This window comes from Lyngbya aestuarii BL J (assembly GCF_000478195.2).
Classification (GTDB): Bacteria; Cyanobacteriota; Cyanobacteriia; order Cyanobacteriales; family Microcoleaceae; genus Capilliphycus; species Capilliphycus aestuarii.
Map to the genome: position 1 here is coordinate 1 of NZ_AUZM01000157.1, position 2726 is coordinate 2726.

Here is a 2726-nt window from a genome sequence, read left to right on the forward strand (position 1 = left end):
GGGGGGGTGGGGAGGTAGGGAGGTAGGGAGGTAGGGACGATTTTTATTAATAAAAAGCTATTTTTCCGAGGAAAAAACTCCTCTCCCCACCCCCCCATCACCCTTTCACCCCCAACGGGATAGCCACTCCCCTCAACGCGCTTGTTCCCGCGCACGGGGGTGGACTCACCATCAACCCCGGCAATTTTTAACTGAGAATGAAACAGCCCTGCCTTTTAGGGGGGACTGAGGGGGGTCAAAACTTAGAAAAACCTCTCCCTAACCCTCTCCTACGAGGCGAGGGTAGTTCAATTTTCCTCCCTCCTTTCAGGGGGGACTGAGGGGGGTTAACTTTCTTCGGTCCTTTCAGGGGGGACTGAGGGGGGTCAAAACTGCATAACTCAACACCCCTCAGACATAAGTGATAATGAACTTGGCGTGACTCTCTACCCGATGAAGCAAACTACCCTCAACCCCTTCCTCTGGCTAACGGTTTTCCTTGGATGTTCTGGACTGTTAACGGGAACGCCTCAACCCGTTAGCGGACAGACTAATTCTTCTGTATTGTTGGTTCAACAGTCGGATGAAGTTGAGAAAGTAAAGCGACTTATTCAACAAGCAAGACAACTCTATGACCAAGGCAAATACAATGATGCCATTCCCTTAGTTGAAAAGGCTTTGGCAATTGTCGAGAATGTTGTAGGATCTGAGAATCCTACCGTTGCTAAATTAGTCGATTTTCTGGGTCAACTGCATTACCATCAAGGAAACTACACAGAGGCTGAACCCCTCTTTCAAGGTTCCTTAGCGATCCGTGAGAAAGCTTTAGGAGAAAACCATCCCTCAGTTGCCACCAGCCTCAACAACTTGGCATTACTATACAAAGAACAAGGAAGATACAGTGAGGCCGAACCCCTCTACCAACGTTCCTTAGCTATCTATGAAAAAGCGCTATCGACTGAACATCCCCTTGTCGCCCAAAGCCTCAACAACTTGGCATCACTCTACGAGTCTCAAGGACGCTACGATGAAGCCGAACCCCTCCATCAACGTTCCTTAGCTATCCGTGAGAAAGTCTTAGGACTAGAACATCCCCATGTCGCCACCAGCCTCAACAACTTGGCATATCTCTACCATTCCCAAGGACGCTACGATGAAGCCGAACCCCTCTACAAACGTTCCTTAGCTATTTGGGAGAAAGCCCTGGGAGAAAATCATCCCGATGTCGCCACCAGCCTCAACAACTTGGCATTACTCTACCAAAAACAAGGACGCTACAGTGAAGCCGAACCCCTCTACCAACGTTCCTTAGCTATCTGGGAGAAAGCTTTAGGAGAAAACCATCCTCGTGTTGCCACCAGTCTCAACAACTTGGCATCACTCTACCATTCCCAAGGACGCTTTGATGAAGCCGAACCCCTCCATCAACGTTCCTTAGCGATCCGTGAGAAAGCTTTAGGAGAAAACCATCCCTCAGTTGCCACCAGCCTCAACAACTTGGCATTACTATACAAAGAACAAGGAAGATACAGTGAGGCCGAACCCCTCTACCAACGTTCCTTAGCTATCTATGAAAAAGCGCTATCGACTGAACATCCCCTTGTCGCCCAAAGCCTCAACAACTTGGCATCACTCTACGAGTCTCAAGGACGCTTTGATGAAGCCGAACCCCTCCATCAACGTTCCTTAGCTATCCGCGAGAACGCTTTGGGGGAAAACCATCCCGATGTCGCCCAAAGCCTCAACAACTTGGCATCACTCTACCGTTCCCAAGGACGCTACGATCAAGCCGAACCCCTCTACCAACGTTCCTTAGCTATCCGCGAGAACGCTTTGGGGGAAAACCATCCCGATGTCGCCCAAAGCCTCAACAACTTGGCATTACTATACCATTCCCAAGGACGCTACGATGAAGCCGAACCCCTCTTACAACGTTCTTTAGCTATCTGGGAGAAAGCCTTGGGAGAAAACCATCCCTCAGTTGCCACCAGCCTCAACAACTTGGCATTACTCTATCAAGTTCAAGGGAATACAACCCAAGCCATTAACTTTCTGAGTCGAGGACTAGAAGTGGAAGAACAAAACCTTAACGTTCTCCTCGCAACGGGTTCGGAACGTCAGAAACAAGACTCAATGAAAACAGTTTCTGGTACAACTGATTATGCAGTTTCTCTCCATATCAAAGATGTACCGAACAACTCAGAAGCGGCTCGTTTGGCTTTAACAACGATTCTCCGTCGCAAAGGTCGGATTTTGGATGTAATCACCAATGACTTACAACTATTAAGAGAAAATCTTACTCCCGAAAACCAACAATTTCTCGATGAATTAGCCGCAGTGAGAACTCAACTGGCGACTTTGATTTATAATAAACCCGAAAATCTCTCCGATGAACAATACCGTCAACAAGTTGCAAGTTTAAGACAAAAATCGGAGCAACTCGAAGCCGAACTTTCTCGCCGCAGTGCAGATTTTAGAACGATTTCAGAACCCGTTACTGTGGAAGCGGTACAACAGTTGATTCCTGAAGATGCGGCGTTAGTTGAATTTATTTTATACAAACCGTTTGATGCGAAAGCTAGTACAAATAGATGGGAAAAACCTCATTATGCGGCTTATATCCTCAAATCTTCTGGCGAACCGCAATGGGTTGATTTAGGAGAAGTTGAACCCATTCACAAAGCGGCTTTCTTTCGCTTCAATTTAGCCCTGAAAGACAAAAAAGATGCTTTTATCGGAAATACAGA

1 protein-coding gene is annotated in these 2726 nt (G+C 47.3%); it reads left to right on the forward strand.

The window, feature by feature from the left end:
• Window positions 1–432: 432 nt before the first annotated feature.
• The coding region (locus M595_RS27040) for a tetratricopeptide repeat protein (protein WP_023069784.1) at window positions 433–2726 on the forward strand (2294 nt) is incomplete at its 3' end.